Genomic DNA, 16,597 nt, shown 5'->3' with positions numbered 1-16,597 from the left:
ACGTACTCACCTACAGGCGGCACATCCAGATGACTATTAGACAAAACGATTCCCTACCTTCAATACACTTAAATAAATTCTGTAAGCCGGCCACGCAAATACTGACCGACGATTACGTCAACCATTTCGTATTTTTTGAACGAGACCAGACCAATATGCAAAGTAGCCACTTCACACGAGACAAAACTAAAGGGTAAGAACGGGCACTTCAAATCCGAAGAAATTCAATTAATTTCAATACAATCAAACTTCAAAAAAATAAAACTTTATATTGCCGACTTAACCAAGTGCGCACAGACAAACAAAAATCTTGAACCCGCCAGCAAACAGGCGACGCAGTGATTCGTGCGCAACACCAAAGTTTTCAACTACAAAAAAGTACTACACAAAGGAAGAAAACAGAGACCGAAAACAGTATCAATTCTTCTTGGCGAGTGTCGTAAATCCCACAACTATTGGTGAAATAGATGACACATCAACGCCAAAGCGAAAGTGCCGACCAGCAGGCGGGAATATATTCAGTGACAAACGGCCCACGTGGGGCCGCTAAGGTTCAGGAGGCAGGCTTGATGCCATACCAACGCGGCGTATACACCCACTCGCCGCCCTCGGCACGAGGGAACACGCAGGTGGTGGAGGAACCGATCAGCACCATGGTGCGCATGTCGACCTGGTCGGGGGTCAGTTCGCCGAGCGTGGTAACCCGTAGCGTCTGACCTGGACGGCCAATGTCGCGACCCAGTACCACGACCGTTTCCGGTGTGCGATGCCGGCTGACGATTTCCAGCGCCTGGCCCAGTTGCCACGGCCGCGCACGGGAGATCGGGTTGTAGAAGGCCAGCGCCAGATCGGCTTCGGCGGCCAGGTCCAGGCGCTTCTCGATGATCGCCCAAGGCTTGAGGTTGTCCGACAGCGACAGCACGCAGAAGTCATGCCCCAACGGCGCACCGGCCTGCGCAGCGGTCGCCAGCGAAGCGGAGACACCCGGAAGAATCTCCAGATCAACGCTGTGCCAGCTCGGCTCACTCGACTCATGCAACGCTTCAAGCACCGCCGAGGCCATGGCGAACACGCCGGGGTCACCGGATGAAACCACAATCACCGAACGGCCTTGCGCCGCCAGCTCGAAGGCGTGGCGGGCACGCTGCATCTCTTCGCGGTTGTCAGTGCAATGCAGCACTTGGTCTTCGCGGAACGGCCCGGCCATGCGCACGTAAGTTTCGTAACCGAGTACGTCGGTGGCCCCGGCCAGTTCGGCCTTGACCGCTGGCACCATCAGTTCGGCGGCGCCAGGACCCAGACCGATGACCGCCAAACGACCGCGTGCACGGCCGATTTGTGCAGCATCCAGCGGCTGAGTGGCCACTGCGATGGCAATGCCGGTATCCGCTGACACGACGGTAGCGTTCGCCACGGTGTGGCGGGACAGCTCGCTAACGCCGCCGCTGACCGACGCAAACCGCAGAGGTACACCCAGTTCAAGTGCCGCTTCGCGCAATGCCGTGCTGGCCATGTCCAGATCGCTGGCCAACAGGCACGCCACCGATTGCACGGCGATTTTCGCTTGATGCAGGGCTGAGCGAACGGCGCCTGGCAGATCCGCGACCTCTGCGCTCACCGCCACCAGCACATTGCGCGGGTAGATCATCAATTCATTGGCCGCAGGCACACGCTCGGCATGGCCGACATGGATCGACAGATGCGCTTGAGGATCTTGCGGCAACTGCGCCTGCGCCAGCCACGGCGCAGCCCCTTCGACGCGTACGCTTTGGCCGGCGAGCAAATCCGAGACGAAGCGCTTGCCCAGTTCCAGATCGCCGAGGGCGTAACCGCTGGGTGGATTGAGCAGGCAGGTGCCGAAGCGCAATTCACCGCTGGTGGTGATCGCCGCAGCAACCTCGAGACCGGCAGCAATCTCTCGCGCCATGACGTTCACGCCACCGAGGCCGCCGAGCAGCGGCACCACGGCGCTGCCGTCTTCAGCCACGGCCAGCACTGGCGGCTCGGCGCCTTTTTCCAGCAGTAACGGCGCCAGGGTGCGGATCACAATGCCGGCCGCACACAAGGCGATGATCGGCGTGTCCTGCTGATAGAGCTCACGCAAGGTAGCGCCGAATTCGTGATAGACGCGGTCCGCGCCTTCCACCCGTTCGGCTAGACCATGGATCAATGCGCCAGGGTATAGCTGCGCAATCTTGCGCGCAGTCGCGAGGCTGCCATTGCCCAGAATGACAATCGCCGGAACTGGACGGGCCATCAGCCTTGCCACCTTTCACCGGGCACAATGATCAGCGAGAAGTACGGCGAGGACATCGGCTCGACCTGATCCAGCGGGACGATTTTCTGGTTGGCCATGGTCGCGCGTTCAACATACAGCGCACGCTCAGCCAGCCCGAGTTCTTCGAGCACCTGACGGACCTTGGGAAAGTTGCGCCCCAGCTTCATGATCACGGCGGCATCGGCATCGGCCAGACGACGCTTGAGATCGTCGGCGGGCAACACACCCGACAGCACTGACAAACTCTGATTGCGATACACCAGCGGCGCACCCAGTACCGAGGCACCGCCGAGCATCGAGCAGACACCCGGCACAACTTCGGCTTCATAACGCTCAGCCAGACGATCATGCAGGTACATGTAGGAGCCGTAGAAGAACGGATCGCCTTCGCAGATCACCGCCACGTCACGGCCAGCGTCCAGGTGCGCGGCCAGTTCTTCGCCGGCCGCATCGTAGAAGTCGCTGATCACTTGCTCATACGACAGCGGCGCCGGCAATGCTTCGGTGGTCACCGGATACACCAGCGGCAGCAGCGTTTGCGCGTCTTGCAAATGCGCCTCGATGATGCCGAAGGCATTGCCCTTTTTGCCCTTGGCAACGAAGTACGCCACCACCGGCGACTCGCGCAGCAGGCGCAGGGCTTTGACGGTAATCAGTTCCGGATCACCGGGGCCGACGCCCAGGCCGATCAAACGTCCAGGTTGCTGCATCATTCGATCTCCGTGGCGAGGGCATTGACGGCGGCGGCGGCCATGGCGCTACCGCCCAGCCGGCCTTGCATGATGACGAAAGGCACGCCACGGCTGTCTGCCGCGAGCGCTGCCTTGGATTCGGCGGCACCGACGAAGCCCACCGGGAAGCCCAGGATCAGTGCCGGTTTCGGCGCGCCGGCGTCGAGCATTTCCAACAGATAGAACAGTGCGGTCGGCGCGTTGCCGATCACCACCACGCTGCCTTCCAGGTGCGGGCGCCACAGCTCCAGCGCAGCGGCGGAACGGGTGTTGCCCAACTCTCGGGCCAGCTCAGGAACGCTTTCATCGCGCAGGGTGCAGATGACTTCGTTGTTCGCAGGCAATCGCGTGCGGGTTACGCCTTCGCTGACCATCCGCGCATCGCACAGGATCGGTGCACCGGCGGCCAGCGCATCACGGCCAGCCTTGCCCGCGCCTTCGGAAAATTGCAGCCCGTCGATAGCGTCGACCATGCCGCAGGCGTGGATCACACGGACCGCGAGTTTTTCCAGGTCGGCCGGAATACGCTCGAGGTTGGCCTCGGCACGAATGATCGCGAAGGAGTTGCGATAGATCTCCTGACCGTCGCGGATGTAATCAAGCATCAAGGGGGCTCCGTGAGCGGGCGTCGAGCAAGGCTGCGACCGCTTCAATAGTAAGGTTGCGTGCGTGCAGCGCGCCGAAACCCGGCTGCGCTGCATCGCGAAAATAGAGGTCGTAATGACCGGGAGAAACCGCAAGCAACGTGACCGGCGCACTGTGCGCGGCCGCGCAGGAACGCTGGCAACCGGACAGGTGCACGCTGAGTGCCTGGCCGTGACGTTGCAGCAGCGCCGCCAGTTGTCGGGCATCGCCCTTGGTGTCGGCCAGGCCTTTGCCGCAACCCGTCGAGCCGGTGCAGGCGATCAGGTGCGCCAAGGCATCGTCGACGGAGCAACGCAGACCGAGCTGTTCGAGACTGTGGATAACTTGAGCCGCAGTGTCGACATGAACACCGGGCAATAACAGGCTTTGCCAGGGTGTGAAACGCACGCTGCCGTCACCCTGATCACGTGCCAGTTGTGCGACGCCTCTGAGCATCGCGGGATTGAGGCGACCCAGCGGCGGCACCGCGCCGATATACACACGCTCCGCCTCACGCTGTGGATGAGCGCCGATGTGCAAGACACCCGGACTTACCTTGCGCTGCCAACCCGTGATGGGCATCAACGGCACACGTTCGGCCAGACGAGCGAGAAAAACGTCGAGCGAGCATTCGGTGAGCAAATGCCGCATTCGCGTCTGGTCGGGACGTGCCAGTTCAAGAAACAACTCCAGCACCGCGACCACCAGCGCATGGCCCTGCGCCAATGACACCGCGCCCGCAGGCGGGTCCACAGGGCAACCCGCCAGACCGAATGCAAAAACCAGTTCGCCGTCTCGCTCAGTGGCGGACAACCACAGATCATGAGGATGCTCGAGCATCGCCAGACCTTCGCCGCCATCCAGTTGCACGGCAAACTTGGCACTAAGGTCGTGAAAGTGTTCATGGCTTTGCAGCGTGGCGAGGATTTTTTCGGCCAGCGGTCGCGTGTCGAACAGCCTCTGCCGATCAATCCCGGCGCTGGGGCTGAGCATCAAATTGCGCACATCGTCGCCAGCGGCGGTGCTTGGCCCCAACCCGGCAGCCATCAGGCCATCGATCAAGGCGCCATGATCACTGCCGATCCCGCGAATTTGCAGATTGGCGCGGTTGGTCGCATCTATTACGCCTCCGGCAAAGCGTTCGGCCGCACTGGCCACCGCGTCGGCCTGGTCCGCACTGATCGAACCGCCATTCAACTTGATCCGGCAGATACCGCCATCCAGCGCCTGGACGATACGCAACAACCCCGGGCAGGCCGAGGGGCGTAAGGCTAAGGACATCGGGCGTTTGTTCAAGGGGGCGACCGGCTGTGTGGGAAAGGCGCTTCGCGGGCGAAGGCGCGGTATTATGCCTGCTTTGTTCGACGGCATGAAAAGCCTGCCCGTCGGAACAGTCCGTTTGAGGACAATATTTGAGGGCTGTAGATGTCACCGTGGCTGACAGTAGTGGGAATCGGCGAAGACGGCTTCAAGGGCCTGGGCAAAAACGCCCGTCGCGCTCTGCTGGGCGCCTCGCGGATCTTCGGCGGCCAGCGGCAACTGGATTTGTTGCCGGTGTGCATCCGTGGCGAGCGGCAGTTGTGGCCCAGCCCGTTTTCCCTTGATCCGGTTTTGGCGCTACGCGGCGAGCCGGTCTGCGTGCTGGCCAGCGGCGACCCGATGTTCTTTGGCGTGGGCGCCAGCCTGGCCCGGCAGCTGTCCGGTGATGAAATGCTGATTCTGCCGGCGCCCTCCTCTTGCTCGCTGGCAGCGGCGCGAATGGGCTGGCCGTTGCAGGATGTGGTCACGCTTTCGGTGGTTGCTCGTCCCATCGCCGCACTCAATGCGCAGTTGTTCAGCGGTGTTCGCTTGCTGGTGTTGAGCAACGACGGCAAGAGCCCGGCCGCCATCGCGACGTTATTGCGTGAGCGCGGTTTCGGTGCGAGTCGCCTCACCGTGCTGGAACATCTGGGCGGTGCCGCCGAACGACGCATCGAGGGTGTCGCCAATGACTGGAACAATCCTGTGATCGCCGATCTGAACCTGATCGCCATCGAGTGCATCGCCGAACCCAATATGCCGCGCCTCTCCCGATTGGCCGGCCTGCCAGACTCAGCCTTCAAGCACGACGGTCAACTGACCAAGCGCGATGTGCGCGCGATCACCCTTGCGCGCCTCGCTCCGATCCCCGGCGAACTACTGTGGGACGTCGGCGCCGGCAGCGGCTCGATCGGCATCGAATGGATGCGCGCCCACCCTGGTTGCCGTGCATTAGCCATCGAAGCCGATGAAAGCCGACAGTTACTAATCGAACACAACCGCGATGCGCTCGGCGTGCCCGGTCTGCAACTGATTCGCGGCAGTGCACCGCAAGCCCTGGACGGACTCGAACGCCCGGACGCGATTTTTATCGGCGGCGGCGTCACCCGCGACGGCGTGCTCGACACGTGCTGGGCCGCACTCAAACCCGGCGGCCGACTGATCGCCAACGCCGTCACGTTGCAAAGTGAAATGACCTTGATGGCCTGGCGCGAGCAGCACGGCGGCGAGCTGACGCGGATCCATATCGCCCAAGCGCAACCGCTGGGGGACTTCGATACCTGGCGTCAAGCGTTGCCGATTACCTTGCTGGAAGTGACGAAGCCTTTCGATGCGTGACGAAACCGCCGAACAACCCGCACCGCTGCGCAGCGGCCTGACCACCGGCAGTTGCGCCACCGCCACCAGCCTTGCGGCGGCGCGCCTGCTGCTCAGTGGCGTGGAAGCGGACGCCGTTGAAATCATTCTGCCCAAAGGCAAACAGGTGCAAATGCGCCTGGAATTCTGTCGACTGACGGACGACGGCGCCGAAGCCGGAACAATCAAGGACGCCGGCGATGATCCGGACGTGACCCACGGCGCCCTGCTCTTTTCCCAAGTGCGCCTGCGCCGCGAGCCGGGCATTCGGTTCAATGCTGGCCGTGGCGTTGGCACCGTCACCCGGCCCGGGCTGGTGCTGAACGTCGGCGAACCGGCAATCAACCCGGTGCCGCGCAAAATGATCAGCGAGCACCTGACGCTGCTGGCCGAGGAGCTTGATTACCCGGGCGGCTTCGAGGTCACGGTGAACGTCGAGGACGGCGAAGCCCTGGCGCTGAAAACCATGAACCCGCGCCTGGGGATTCTCGGCGGTTTGTCGATCCTCGGCACCAGCGGCATCGTCCGGCCGTTTTCCTGTGCGGCCTACATCGCCTCGATCCATCAGGGCATCGACGTGGCAAAAACCAACGGTTATCTGCACATCGCCGCATGCACCGGCAATGCCAGCGAAGACACCATGCGCCGGGTCTACGACTTGCCGGAAATCGCCCTGATCGAAATGGGCGACTTCGTCGGCGCAGTGCTCAAACATCTGCGCAAAGTGCCTGTGGATAAACTCAGCCTCTGCGGTGGTTTCGGCAAGATCAGCAAACTGGCGGCCGGGCACATGGATTTGCACAGTCGACATTCGAGCATCGACCTGCCACAACTGGCCGAGTGGGCGGCGGCGATTGGCGCCGATGAGGCGTTGCAGCATCGGATTCGCGAAGCCAACACCAGCCAGCAAGCCTTGGCGATGGCCAGCGCTGCCGGGATCGCCCTGGGTGATGCGGTGTGTCAGCACGCATTGGACTTTGCTCGCAGCGTGGTGCCGGCGCAGGTTCAGGTCGAAGTGTTCGCCATTGATCGCCAAGGCGGGATTGTCGGCCATGCGGGAGCTTTTCAATGAAGCGCGTGTTGTTGCTCGGTGGCGTGACGGAAGCCTTGGCCATCGCCCGGACCCTCGGGCCGGAACACATCTATAGCCTGGCCGGTGTCGGGCGTGTGCCGACAGATCTGAGCTGTCGGATTCGCGTGGGCGGTTACGGCGGTGTCGAAGGGCTAGCGCAGTTCATTCGGAATGAAGGGATCGACCTGTTGCTGGACGCCACCCATCCCTACGCCGCACAAATCAGCCAGAACGCCGCCGCCGCTGCGCGGTTGAGTGGCATTGCTTGTTGGGCCTTGCGGCGCCCGGCCTGGCAACCACAGCCTGGGGATGACTGGCGCGAAGTCAGCGGCTGGGCCGAGTTGATCGAAGCGCTGAAACCGTTCCGGCGACCGCTGTTCACCCTCGGCCGCGAACCCTTGCAGCATCTGCATGAGATCCCGCAAGAGCAATTCTGGGCCTTGCGCGCACTGGACGTTTACCCCGGCAACGAACGCTGCGAAGTCATCGGCGCGCGTGGGCCGTTTCTGATTGAAGATGAACGTGCACTGTTTGAACGGCGGCAGATTGATGTGCTGATCAGCAAGAACAGCGGCAGCACGGCGACCGAGCCGAAGCTGGAAGTGGCTCGGGAGCGTGGGGTGCCGGTGATTGTTTTGCAGCGGCCAGTGTTGCCAGGGGTTGATCGGGAGTTTGGGTCGGTGGATGAGATATTAGCGGCCCTTACACAAAACCTGTAGCAGCTGGCGAAGCCTGCGTTCGGCTGCGTAGCGGTCGTGAAATCAAACACCACGGTCCGTCAGGTTAACCGTGCCGCATGGGATCACGACTGCTACGCAGCCGAACGCAGCCTTCGGCAGCTGCTACAAAATTGTGTGAAGGCTGATCTGCACCGCAATGGCAATCCGTAATTCACGACTATGATGAAGGCTATGGAGCTTGGCACTGCGACACCACACCGCACGCCGCTTTTTTACTTATCGGCCCTGATCAGGCTAAATAGCCGCGCCTGATCCCCCACCCAACCGGATTTGTCCCATGTCCCGACAACGGCTCGCATTTGCCTGGATCGCCTGCTTCGCAGTGCTGTTCAACATGCTCGCCATGCCGATGTCAGGAGCGATGGCACAGACGGCGAAATCACCCGCCGAGCAGTTGTTGTGGGGCAGTTTCTGTTCCGCCAGCGGCACGAAAATGGTGGCGATTTCCCTGGGCGATATCGAACAGAAAGCCCCGCAGAACGACGATCATTCCAACATGCAGCATTGCTGGTGCTGTTCAGGTTCCTCGCCACTGGTGGCGTTGCCCGGGCACGTGCCGCAACTGTACTTCGCGCAGTTCGAGGCCAATCGAAGCCTGCCTCACGCCTCTCTCGATACACCGACACCGCGCCAGCAATGGCCGAGCCTCAACCCCCGCGCCTCCCCTCTGGTGTGATTCCTTCTCGCAATTGACCTGCGTTTTGAATCGTTCTGGAGAACTGCCATGTTGAACAAACTCATCGTTCTGGCTGCGTTGCTGCTGCCTGCCTGTTTTGCCAATGCCCACGAGTACAAGGCCGGGGAACTGGAAATTGCTCATCCGTGGTCGCAGGAGTTGCCGCCCAACGCGCCAACGGTCGCGGCGTATTTCGTGATTCACAACGGTGGCAAAACCGCTGACCGCTTGCTCAGTGTCGACTCGCCGATTGCAGGCGAAGCCCAGTTGCACGAGCACGTAATGCAAAACGATCTGATGAAAATGCAGCAGGTGCCGAGCGTCGACATTCCTGCCGGCGGCAACGTCACCTTTGCGCCGATGGCCTATCACGTGATGCTGGTAAACCTGAAAGACCGCAGCCTGCTGAGCGACGGCAAACGCTTCCCGCTGACAATGCATTTCGAGAAATCCGGCGACGTGACGGTCGAAATCTCAGTGCAGAAGAAGCCGCCGGAAGACATGCAGACGCACGCCCACGCCCAGTAAACGGCTGACCCAAAACACCCATGCGCCCGCTTAGCGCCAGGTCATCCGCACACCGTCGTCAGCCGTTAAGCCTGACGCGCGGTAGCTGGATCAGCCTGTTCGCCATGTTGATGATCTTTATCGGCCCACTGATTTCTCAGTCGATGCCGATGGATCAACGCGCCTCCTCGATGACCATGAACATGTCGATGGACATGAGCATGGACATGTCGGCGATGGAGCACGCCGACCACAGCGCGCAAACCACCGCCGAACACTGCCCGCCAAAAGCCTCACATCACGCGCTCTGGGAAAAATGCGGCTATTGCAGCCTGCTGTTCAATTGCCCGGCGCTGACCGGCGGCCAGTCCTTCGTCGCATTCGACACGCCAAAAGCCACCACCTTCACCACACCCTCCCCTCGCCTGGGCCACGCCCGGCAAACCTTCTTCCCCGGCGCCCGCACACGCGCCCCGCCCATCGACGCGTAAACACACACCTCCGATCTCACACGGTTTAGAAGACAGCAACAGGCTGCCGGCCGTGTCGTTTACGACTGTTCGATGGAAATTGTCATGTCCAGGTTTTCTGCTGACACACGCTTGAGCGCTGCCCAAGCGTCTTTTGCCCCGAACGAATCCAGTATTCGTTTCAGGCACGCCACCGCCTTCCTTTGCGGTGCAATGCTGACACCCATGGTGCTGGCCGATGAACACGCCGGTCACCGTGAAGAACTGAGCCCGACGGTGATCACCGCCATCGCGCCGAGTTCGCCACTGACCATCGTCACCAACCCCAAGGACCCGCGCCAACCGGTGCCGGCCAGCGACGGTGGCGACTACCTGAAAACCATCCCCGGCTTCGCCCTGGTGCGCAATGGCGGCACCAACGGTGACCCGGTGCTTCGTGGCATGTTCGGCTCAAGGTTGAACATCCTCACCAACGGCGGCCAGTTGCTCGGCGCCTGCCCCGGCCGAATGGACGCACCGACCTCGTACATCTCGCCGGAAACCTACGACAAACTCACCGTCATCAAAGGCCCGCAAACCGTGCTCTGGGGACCGGGCGCGTCGGCCGGGACCATCCTCTTCGACCGTGAGCCGGAAAGCTTCGGCGAACTCGGCACGCGGGTGAACGCCAGCGTGCTGGCTGGCTCCAACGGGCGTTTCGACAAAGTGGTGGACGCTGCTGCCGGCGGGCCATTGGGTTACGTGCGAGTGATCGGCAACACCGCGCATGCCGACGACTACCAGGACGGTAACAACGACACCGTGCCGTCGCGCTACGACAAGTGGAATGGCGACGTCGCGGTGGGCTGGACCCCGGACGCCGACACCCTGCTGGAACTCACCGCCGGCAAGGGCGATGGCGAAGCGCGTTACGCCGGGCGCGGCATGGACGGTTCGCAGTTCAAGCGCGAAAGCCTGGGCCTGCGTTTCGAGAAGTCGAACATCGGCGATGTGCTGGATAAGGTCGAGGCGCAGATCTACTACAACTACGCCGACCACGTGATGGACAACTACACCCTGCGCACGCCGTCCGGCACCGGGATGATGGCAGGTCCCATGGCCTCCAACGTCGACCGTCGAACCCTCGGCGCACGGATCAAAGCCACCTGGCGCTGGGCCGATGTGCAGTTGATCAGCGGCATCGATGCGCAGACCAGCGAACACCGCCAGCGCAGCGCCATGGGCATCGACGTCTACAAGGAATTGCCGCGCAACAAGGATGCCGACTTCCATAACTACGGCGTGTTCAGCGAACTGACCTGGTACGCCGCCGACCGTGACCGGCTGATTACCGGCGCGCGCCTGGACCGTGCTTCGGCCAAGGATTTCCGGCAGACCACTGGCTCCGGGATGATGGCGCGCCCCAACCCGACCGCCGACGACACCCGTGCCGACACACTGCCAAGCGGCTTCATCCGTTACGAGCATGACCTGGCCGACAGCCCGACCACGCTGTATGCCGGCCTCGGTCACACCCAGCGTTTCCCGGATTACTGGGAGCTTTTTTCACCCAACTCGGGGCCTGCCGGTTCGGTGAATGCCTTCGATTCGATCAAGCCTGAAAAAACCACCCAGCTCGACTTCGGCCTGCAATACAGGACCGAAGGCCTCGAAGCCTGGGCCTCGGGCTACATCGGGCAGGTGCGCGACTACATCCTGTTCAACTACACGCCAACAATGATGGGCATGACCTCGCAAGCCGAGAACATCGATGCGCGGATCATGGGCGGCGAATTGGGTGCGGCCTACAAGCTGACCAGCAACTGGAAAGCCGATGCGACCCTGGCCTACGCCTGGGGCAAAAACAGTAGCGACGGCAACGCACTGCCGCAAATGCCGCCGCTGGACGCACGTTTCGGCCTGACCTACAGCGAAGACAACTGGAGCGCCGGGGCCTTGTGGCGAGTGGTCGCGGCGCAAAACCGCATCGACCAGAACAAGGGCAACGTGGTCGGCAAGGACTTCGACAAGACCCCGGGCTTTGGCGTGTTCTCGCTCAATGGCGCGTACCGGATCAACAAAAACTGGAAGGTCAGCACCGGCGTCGACAACCTGTTCGGCAAGGCGTACGCCGAGCACTTGAACCTGGCCGGCAACGCCGGTTTCGGCTACCCGGCCAACGACCCGCAAGCCATTAAAGAACCGGGGCGCACGCTCTGGACCAAGGTGGACATGAGCTTCTAAAAGCATCGCGAGCAGGCTCGCTCCCACATGAACAGTGTTGAACCTGTGGGAGCGAGCCTGCTCGCGATCGGTTGCGCAGCAACCGCAAACAAACAACTAAAAGATCCATGCCAAAGCGGAGCACACGTGATGAAACAGCCCAAACCGAATTTCTACAACCTGGCCTGGCGTTGGCATTTCTATGCCGGTCTGTTCGTCGCGCCTTTTATGGTGATGCTGGCCCTGACCGGCATCATTTACCTGTTCAAGCCGCAACTTGACCCGCTGATGTACGGCAGCCTGCTGAACGTCCCGGCCGGGCACCACAGCGTCCCGGCCGATGACTTGCTCAAGCGGGTGAAAGAGGCTTATCCACACGCCACGATCAAGCAGTATTTGCCACCGGTCAACGCCGAACGCAGCGCGCAATTTGTCGTGCTCGATGGCGGTAACGAGCTCAACATTTTCGTCGACCCCTACCACGGCGATGTCCTCGGCGAGCAAGACGCGAAAAAGAATCTGCAAGCCGTTGCGCGAGCGATTCATGGCGAATTGATGATCGGCACCGTCGGTGATCGACTGATCGAACTGGCCGCCGGTTGGGGCGTGGTGTTGGTGGTCTCCGGCGTCTTTCTGTGGTGGCCGCGCGGTCAGGCGGCCGGCATTTTGTGGCCACGTTTGAGCAGTCGCGGTCGAGTGCTCTGGCGTGACCTGCACGCGGTGACCGGGTTCTGGGGCGCGTCGTTGCTACTGGTGATGCTGCTCAGCGGCATGACCTGGACCGGGTTCTGGGGCAAGCAATACGCCCAAGTGTGGAATGTCTTTCCGGCAGCGATGTGGGACGACGTGCCCAAGTCCGATGTCGAGGCTCGTAGCCTTAACACCGCCACCCGCCAGACCGTGCCTTGGGCAATGGAAAACACGCCGATGCCAATGTCCGGCGACCACGCCGAACACATGGCCCACGGTAGCGCGCAAGCGGGCCCCGCCGCGCCGACCATCAGCTTGCAGGACGTGCAGAACATCGCTGTGCAACGCAAGGTCGAACCGGGCTACAGCATCACCTTGCCGACCACGGCGACTGGCGTGTTCACCATCGCGGTGTTCGCCGACGACCCGCGCAATGACGCCACGCTGCATGTGGATCAGTACACCGGCGACGTCCTCGCCGACGTGCGCTACGCGCAATACGGCGCCGTCGCCCGCGCGACGGAAATCGGCGTGATGTTGCACGAAGGCAAAATGTTCGGCCCGCTCAATCAGATCATCATCCTGCTGATCTGCCTGATGATTCTGCTCAGCGCCGTCAGCGGTGTGGTGATCTGGTGGAAGCGCCGTCCACAAGGAAAATTCGGTGTTCCGCCGCTGCGCCACGACTTGCCGAAATGGAAAACCGCGATGGTCATCATGTTTGCATTGGCGGTGGCGTTCCCGTTGGTGGGCGCTTCGCTGGTGGTGGTTTGGCTGCTGGATCGGGTGCTGCTGTCGCGCTTGAGCGGCCAGTCTGAATCCGCCTCATCTTCATCCTGAATACAGCGAGATGCCTGTTGCAGTGCGGTTGACCTTACAATGTCGGCCCGCTGCAACTACCCGCACTTCGAGCACGCAATGACCTCGCTGAACCTCACAAACCTCGCCTGGACACCCCAGGGCCACGGCCATTGCCATCACCAGTTCCAACTGCGTGATGCAACCTTGCACGTGCTCCCCGGTGAGTTCGTCGGTCTGATCGGCCCCAACGGCAGCGGCAAAACCAGCCTGCTGCGCTGTGCCTGGCGATTCAGCAAACCCGAGCGCGGCGAGGTCAGGCTCGACCACCACAACGTCTGGAAACAATCCTCACGCTGGTGCGCGCAACGCATCGCCGTGGTCCTGCAGGAGTTCCCTGACGCCTTCGGCCTCACCGTCGACGAAGTCGTCGCCATGGGCCGCACACCGCACAAAGGTCTGTTCGACGGCGACACCCTGGAGGACAGAAAACTCGCCACCCAGGCCCTGGAATCAGTCGGCCTCAAAGGCTTCGAGGATCATGCCTTCGCCACCCTCTCCGGCGGTGAAAAACAGCGCGTGATCCTCGCCCGCGCCCTGGCTCAGCAACCGCAAGTGCTGATCCTCGACGAGCCGACCAATCACCTCGACCCGCGCTATCAGCTCGAACTGTTGCGACGGGTCAAACACCTGAAGATCGGCACCCTGGCGAGCATTCACGACCTCAACCTCGCAGCCGCTTTCTGCGATCGGCTGTACGTGATCAACCACGGCCGCATCGTCGCCAGCGGCACGCCCAAAGAAGTCCTGACCGCCCCACTGCTGCGCGACGTGTTCGGCGTCGAAGCGCTGATCGATGAACATCCCTTGCACGGCTACCCACGAATCACCTGGATCACCCAACCATGACTTTGCGTTCCCTGCTTTGCGCCGCTCTGTTGCTGGGCAATGCCCAAGCATTTGCCGAGGCCACTCACTACCCGTTGACCGTGCAGAGCTGCAACCGCGAAGTGACCTTCAAGCAAGCGCCGAAACACGCGGTCAGCCATGACATCAACATGACCCAGATGATGCTCGCCCTCGGCCTGAAACCCAGTATGGCCGGGTATAGCGGTGTGACCGGCTGGAAGTCGGTCACGCCCCAGATGCAGACCATCCTCGATGGCGTGCCGGAGTTGGCGGCCAAGTACCCGTCGGTGGAAACCCTGCTCAACGCCAACGTCGATTTCTTCTTTGCCGGTTGGGATTACGGCATGCGCGTGGGCGGTGATCTCACGCCGCAAACGTTGCAGCCGCTGGGCATCAATGTCTACGAGCTGACCGAGTCCTGCGCGTTCGTGATGAAGCGTCCGCCGGCCAGCCTGGAAGACACCTACAACGACCTGCGCAACCTCGGCAAAATCTTCGACGCGCAGGACCGCGCCAACGCCGTGATCGCCCGGATGCAGGCGCAAGTCGCCGAAGTGCGCAAGGATCTGCCGGCGGACAAACCTCGCGTGTTCCTTTATGACAGCGGTGAAGACCGCGCCATGACGTCCGGTCGCCTCGGTATGCCGCAAGCGCTGATCGATGCCGCTGGCGGGCGCAATATTCTCGACGACGTCGACGCGAGCTGGACCCGGGTCAACTGGGAGAACGTGGTCGAGCGCAATCCGCAGGTGATCGTGATCGTCGATTACGGCGAAGTCACCGCCGAGCAGAAAGAACAATTCCTGCTCAACAACCAGGCGCTGCAATCGGTGGACGCGATCAAGCATCAGCGCTTCATCGTGATTCCGTATGTGCAGGCCACGCCGGGGATCGACAACGTGCTGGCGGTTGAAACCCTGGCCAAGGGTTTCCACGGCGAATGATCAATCGTCGCTACGCCTTGTTGCTGGTGGCCCTCGGCGCGTTGTTGCTGGTGTCGTGCGTGGTGTCGCTGGGCTTCGGTCCGGCGCGGGTGCCGGTGGACGTGGTGTGGCGGATTCTGTTGCACAAGATTTTCGGTTTCGGCGTGCCGGACTGGGCCGCCGGGCAGGAACACATCGTCTGGCTGATTCGCGTGCCGCGCATGCTATTGGGTGCGTTGGTGGGCGCCGGGCTCGCGCTGATCGGTGCGGTGCTGCAAGCGGTGACGCGCAATCCACTGGCCGATCCGCATTTGCTCGGGGTCACCTCCGGCGCGACCCTCGGTGCCGTGATCGTGGTGCTGCATGTCGGTGAAATCGTTGGCCTGCTGACCTTGCCGATCGCGGCGTTTATCGGCGCGTTGCTGAGCATGCTGATTGTGCTGATGATCGCCAACCGCAACGGGCGGCTGGACAGTGATCGGCTGCTGTTGTGCGGCGTGGCGGTGTCCTTCGTGATGATGGCGATCGCCAATCTGCTGCTGTTTCTTGGCGATCACCGCGCGAGTTCGGCGGTGATGTTCTGGATGCTCGGCGGGCTCGGGTTGGCGCGTTGGGAGTTGCTGGCGGTGCCGGCGGCCAGCGTGTTGCTCGGGTTGGTGTTGTTACTGGGCATGGCGCGGCCGTTGAATGCGTTGATGGCAGGTGAGCAGACGGCCGTGACCCTCGGACTCAATGCTCGCACCGTGCGGTTACGGGTGTTTTTGATTGCTTCGCTGATGACCGGGGTGCTGGTGTCGATCAGCGGGTCTATCGGGTTTGTCGGGCTGATGGTGCCGCACATTGCGCGGCGTTTGGTCGGGGCGGAGCATCGGCGATTGCTGCCGGTGTGCGTGTTGTTGGGCAGCCTCTTTCTCGTCTGGGTCGACGTCGCCGCCCGCACCCTGATCGCCCCCGAAGACTTGCCCATCGGCGTCGCCACCGCGGCCATCGGTGGCTTGTTTTTCATCGGACTCATGCGCCGCCGCTAATCCCCAGAACTTCCCATTCCCCTGTAGGGGCTGCCGAGTGAAACGAGGCTGCGATCTTTTGATCTTAAAAAACTAAAGTCAAAAGATCGCAGCCTCGTTTCACTCGGCAGCTCCTACACAGTTCCTGCAACAGTCTTCGCCCCAATGTGGCGCAACCCGGCGCACCAGCGCATCTTCCGCGTTCATTCCTGGTGCACCGTCATCCCCGCGCGACCGCTCTAACACGACATTTCCTTGCCAAAACCCGACCAGGCACAGCCCTTGCTAAAGACCCTTCAGTAGTCCGCATCTGCC

The 16,597-nt window shown here is 61.8% G+C and carries 15 protein-coding genes; 11 read left to right on the top strand and 4 right to left on the bottom strand.

The window, feature by feature from the left end; all coding sequences use genetic code 11:
• Positions 1–553: 553 nt before the first annotated feature.
• From cobJ to cobG, 4 genes are read right to left on the bottom strand one after another with little or no spacing between them, the layout of a single operon-like run.
• On the bottom strand, positions 554–2,257 hold the full coding sequence (cobJ, locus tag EAH74_RS28380; RefSeq protein ID WP_140683126.1) for a precorrin-3B C(17)-methyltransferase: 1,704 nt from the start codon (positions 2,255–2,257) through the stop codon (positions 554–556).
• On the bottom strand, positions 2,257–2,988 hold the full coding sequence (locus EAH74_RS28375) for a precorrin-2 C(20)-methyltransferase (RefSeq protein WP_033053597.1): 732 nt from the start codon (positions 2,986–2,988) through the stop codon (positions 2,257–2,259). Before EAH74_RS28375 ends, cobJ begins: the two co-directional genes overlap by 1 nt.
• On the bottom strand, positions 2,988–3,614 hold the full coding sequence (locus EAH74_RS28370; RefSeq protein WP_008038718.1) for a precorrin-8X methylmutase: 627 nt from the start codon (positions 3,612–3,614) through the stop codon (positions 2,988–2,990). Before EAH74_RS28370 ends, EAH74_RS28375 begins: the two co-directional genes overlap by 1 nt.
• Positions 3,607–4,914, bottom strand: coding sequence for a precorrin-3B synthase (cobG, locus tag EAH74_RS28365; RefSeq protein WP_277753142.1), 1,308 nt, complete (start codon positions 4,912–4,914; stop codon positions 3,607–3,609). Before cobG ends, EAH74_RS28370 begins: the two co-directional genes overlap by 8 nt.
• A 144-nt stretch (positions 4,915–5,058) precedes the next feature.
• Here cobG and cbiE point away from each other — a divergent pair, with 144 nt between their 5' ends.
• The 11 genes from cbiE to EAH74_RS28310 all read left to right on the top strand — a co-directional run bounded on the left by cbiE (position 5,059) and on the right by EAH74_RS28310 (position 16,303).
• Positions 5,059–6,270, top strand: coding sequence for a precorrin-6y C5,15-methyltransferase (decarboxylating) subunit CbiE (cbiE, locus tag EAH74_RS28360; RefSeq protein ID WP_140683120.1), 1,212 nt, complete (start codon positions 5,059–5,061; stop codon positions 6,268–6,270).
• On the top strand, positions 6,263–7,360 hold the full coding sequence (locus EAH74_RS28355) for a cobalt-precorrin-5B (C(1))-methyltransferase (protein ID WP_140683117.1): 1,098 nt from the start codon (positions 6,263–6,265) through the stop codon (positions 7,358–7,360). The genes cbiE and EAH74_RS28355 overlap by 8 nt, the downstream gene beginning before the upstream one ends.
• Positions 7,357–8,079, top strand: a complete 723-nt coding sequence (locus EAH74_RS28350; RefSeq protein WP_140683114.1) for a cobalt-precorrin-6A reductase — start codon at positions 7,357–7,359, stop codon at positions 8,077–8,079. The genes EAH74_RS28355 and EAH74_RS28350 overlap by 4 nt, the downstream gene beginning before the upstream one ends.
• Before the next feature lie 298 nt (positions 8,080–8,377).
• Entirely contained in the window at positions 8,378–8,776 is a 399-nt protein-coding gene (locus EAH74_RS28345) for a DUF2946 domain-containing protein (RefSeq protein WP_140683111.1), read from the top strand.
• Between the two features lie 48 nt (positions 8,777–8,824).
• Positions 8,825–9,304, top strand: coding sequence for a copper chaperone PCu(A)C (locus EAH74_RS28340; RefSeq protein ID WP_140683108.1), 480 nt, complete (start codon positions 8,825–8,827; stop codon positions 9,302–9,304).
• A 20-nt stretch (positions 9,305–9,324) separates the two neighbouring features.
• Positions 9,325–9,774: a DUF2946 domain-containing protein gene (locus EAH74_RS28335; protein ID WP_140683105.1), complete on the top strand. Its 450-nt coding sequence runs from the start codon at positions 9,325–9,327 to the stop codon at positions 9,772–9,774.
• Between the two features lie 84 nt (positions 9,775–9,858).
• Positions 9,859–11,976, top strand: a complete 2,118-nt coding sequence (locus EAH74_RS28330) for a TonB-dependent copper receptor (protein WP_140683102.1) — start codon at positions 9,859–9,861, stop codon at positions 11,974–11,976.
• A 129-nt stretch (positions 11,977–12,105) separates the two neighbouring features.
• Positions 12,106–13,485 (top strand): PepSY-associated TM helix domain-containing protein, encoded by a 1,380-nt coding sequence (locus tag EAH74_RS28325; protein WP_140683099.1) that lies wholly within the window; start codon positions 12,106–12,108, stop codon positions 13,483–13,485.
• A gap of 78 nt (positions 13,486–13,563) precedes the next feature.
• The gene (locus EAH74_RS28320) at positions 13,564–14,352 is read left to right on the top strand and encodes an ABC transporter ATP-binding protein (RefSeq protein ID WP_140683289.1); all 789 of its coding nucleotides are present in this window, start codon (positions 13,564–13,566) and stop codon (positions 14,350–14,352) included.
• Complete coding sequence (locus tag EAH74_RS28315; protein WP_140683096.1) at positions 14,349–15,296, top strand: ABC transporter substrate-binding protein; 948 nt, start codon at positions 14,349–14,351, stop codon at positions 15,294–15,296. The genes EAH74_RS28320 and EAH74_RS28315 overlap by 4 nt, the downstream gene beginning before the upstream one ends.
• Entirely contained in the window at positions 15,293–16,303 is a 1,011-nt protein-coding gene (locus EAH74_RS28310) for a FecCD family ABC transporter permease (RefSeq protein WP_140683094.1), read from the top strand. The genes EAH74_RS28315 and EAH74_RS28310 overlap by 4 nt, the downstream gene beginning before the upstream one ends.
• Positions 16,304–16,597 lie beyond the last annotated feature (294 nt).

This window comes from Pseudomonas mandelii, from assembly GCF_006438925.1.
GTDB lineage: Bacteria > Pseudomonadota > Gammaproteobacteria > Pseudomonadales > Pseudomonadaceae > Aquipseudomonas > Aquipseudomonas mandelii_C.
The sequence above is the reverse complement of the archived record's forward strand: the minus strand, read 5'-3'. Positions and strand labels throughout refer to the sequence as shown.